General features: G+C 71.0%; 3 protein-coding genes. 1 reads left to right on the top strand and 2 read right to left on the bottom strand.

Annotated elements, in window-relative coordinates; genetic code table 11:
- Positions 1-93: 93 nt before the first annotated feature.
- Together J0670_RS35675 and J0670_RS35680 are read right to left on the bottom strand one after the other, a co-directional pair.
- Positions 94-1,005 carry a DMT family transporter gene (locus J0670_RS35675; protein ID WP_207816763.1) on the bottom strand — a complete coding sequence of 304 codons (912 nt, stop codon included), beginning with the start codon at positions 1,003-1,005 and terminating at the stop codon, positions 94-96.
- Positions 1,006-1,146: 141 nt separating this feature from the next.
- Positions 1,147-1,632, bottom strand: coding sequence for a cysteine/serine endopeptidase inhibitor (locus J0670_RS35680; RefSeq protein ID WP_207816764.1), 486 nt, complete (start codon positions 1,630-1,632; stop codon positions 1,147-1,149).
- A gap of 272 nt (positions 1,633-1,904) precedes the next feature.
- Here J0670_RS35680 and J0670_RS35685 point away from each other — a divergent pair, with 272 nt between their 5' ends.
- Positions 1,905-2,093: a hypothetical protein gene (locus J0670_RS35685; RefSeq protein ID WP_207816765.1), complete on the top strand. Its 189-nt coding sequence runs from the start codon at positions 1,905-1,907 to the stop codon at positions 2,091-2,093.
- Positions 2,094-2,497: the final 404 nt, after the last annotated feature.

Below are 2,497 nucleotides of genomic sequence, written 5' to 3' on the forward strand. Positions count from 1 at the left end.
CGCCGCGCACACGACGACGTAGAGCATCCGCTTCTCGGCCATTGCCCGCATTCTCCTCTCGCCACCGGTGGACCCGGAGGCCTCACACGCTACTCATGCCCGTCGGGCCCGGAGGGAGGTGATGGCGACGCCGGTGAGGACCACCAGGCCGCCGGCGAGCTGTGGGGCGTCGAGGGTGGCGCCGGTCGCGAGGCTGAGGGGGATGGCGAAGAGGGTGATGAGGTTCATGAAGGCGCCCGCGCGGGCGGCGCCGACGACCAGGACGCCACGGTTCCAGAACAGGTAGGAGAGCACCGACGGGAACAGCGCGATGAAGAGCGTCGCGCAGACGGCCCCCGCCGAGGTCGGGACGTTCAGGCCGGTGAGTGCCACGACCGGGGCGAGCACCAGGACCGCGATGACGGCCTGGGTGGCCGCCACGGTGATCGGCGGCAGGTGCCGCACCCTGCGGCCGAGGACGGTGTAGGCCGTCCAGCTGCAGATCGCGAGGACCATCAGCAGGTCTCCGGTGCCGTAGCCGATCCGGAAGAGGCCGGCCAGGTCGCCCCGGGTGAGCACCACCAGCACGCCGACCAGCGCGATCCCGATGCCGACCAGCTCCGTCGCGCGCAGCCGCTCGCGCAGGAAGACGGCCGCGGCAACCGCGATCAGTGCCGGATTGAAGGCGTTGATCAGCGAGGCGTTGACGACGTCCGTGTACTGCAGCGCGGCGTACAGCAGCAGCCCGTACCCGCACATGCCGGTGCCGGCCAGCAGGACGAGCAGCCACCAGGAGCGCAGGACCTCGCGCCAGCGCGGGCGTTCCGCCGTCACCGCGATCACGAGCAGGGGCACCACGGCGATCGCCCAGCGCCAGAACAGCAGCGAGACCGGGCCCAGCACGGGCGCGACGAGCTTGCCGACGACGATGTTCCCGGCCCAGAAGAGCGCGGCGGCGACCAATCCGGCGACGGCCAGGGGGCGTGCCCGACCCTCCCCGGCCGGTTCAATGGTTGTCGAACTCATGGCCCCTCCATCCCGCCGACTTCGTCACCATCCTCGCCAACGCCGACGCCGCCGCACAGCCCTCCGGCGCCACCGCCTCCGAATAGCGCTGTGCCCACCCCCGCGCGGAGGCGGGGGTGGGCACAAGGGCCAGGGCGGGCCTCAGCCGATGGTGGAGCCGGTGATCGGCGCGGACAGCTCGACGGTCTTGCCGCTCAGGCCGGTCTTGACGAACTGCCAGGTGAGGCCGGTGATGACGCCCTTGTCCAGCGGGGCCAGCTTGGCGAAGGCGGGCTGGCTGAGGTCGATGTGGGTGGAGTCGCAGGAGGGACACTGGTCCTTCACCGGAACGGTGATGGTCTTGCCCTGGTACGTCACCTTGACCGAAATGCCCTGGCACACCGGGTCGTTGTTCGGGTTGGCGGTCGTCCACCAGGTGTGCGAGACGGCGACCAGCATCTGCGTGGAGGCGTTGATCTGGGTGCCGCAGGCGCCGTAGCCGGCGTCGGTGTAGTAGGTGGCCTTGCCGGTCATCGGCTTGTTGAGCGGTATCGCGGCGCTGGCGGTGCCGGCGGTCAGGCCGATGAGGGCGGCGGCCGCGAGCGGGGCGCCCGCGAGGATCCTGAGGTTCTTGCCGATGGCGCGCATGGTTCGTTCCCTCCGGTTCGACGAAGCCCGGGCAGTCGTGGGCATGACAGGCCGAACTCGCCGAATCCGCGGGGCGGTTCGACGATCCGGAGCCCACCCGGTGAAGGGAACGTATGTGCTCCTCCTCGGGGTGGTCCAGACCTCCACAGTGTTGTCATGAACACAAGGCAAGAATCTTTACCAATGCGGCCGAAGGGGCGAAGATGCGTGACCGCCCCGCCGCGCCCCGTGTTGACAGGTCGTCACTGCCGAACGTCCCGGAGGCCCGCCCCATGCGCACCGCACTCGCCGCCCTGCTCCTCGGCGCCGTCCTGACCCCGGCCGTCGCGGCCCCCGCCACCGCCGCGCCCCGCGAGGTCAACGGGGGCTACAGCATCCCGGTCGGCGGCATCACCGATCTCGGCGCGCTGCCCATGCTCGGCAGCCTCGGGCTGGACCTCTCCCGGTTCCTTCACCAGTAGCCGCCAGCATGACGGAGTGTAACGGGCGGTCCGCGTCCGGGCAGGCGTCGGCCCCGGTGCGCACGCCGCCCGCACCGGCCCGGATTACTTCTGCTCCGCAAGTTAGTAACCGCCGCGCGCCCGGGACAAGCCCGAACGCCCGGCCGAAGCGCGCCCGTCATCGCGCCGTCATCCGCCGCAACAGGCCGCAAACAGCCGCAAGCGACCGAAACGAAGCGGCAACACCCTTCTCCACCAGGGAAGATGACGATTGACAGCGGGCCGCGCGGTTCAGCACGATGGGCCCAGAGCCCACACGCAGCGAGCCGGAAGGAGGGCCGATGCACACCGCCGTCCGCCCCGTCCCCTGCCGCCGCCCGCGCCGCTGTTGTCGCGGCGCGCTCGCGTTCTGAACCGTCCGCCGA

The sequence above is a fragment of the Streptomyces sp. FH025 genome (assembly GCF_017427025.1).
Lineage (GTDB): Bacteria > Actinomycetota > Actinomycetes > Streptomycetales > Streptomycetaceae > Kitasatospora.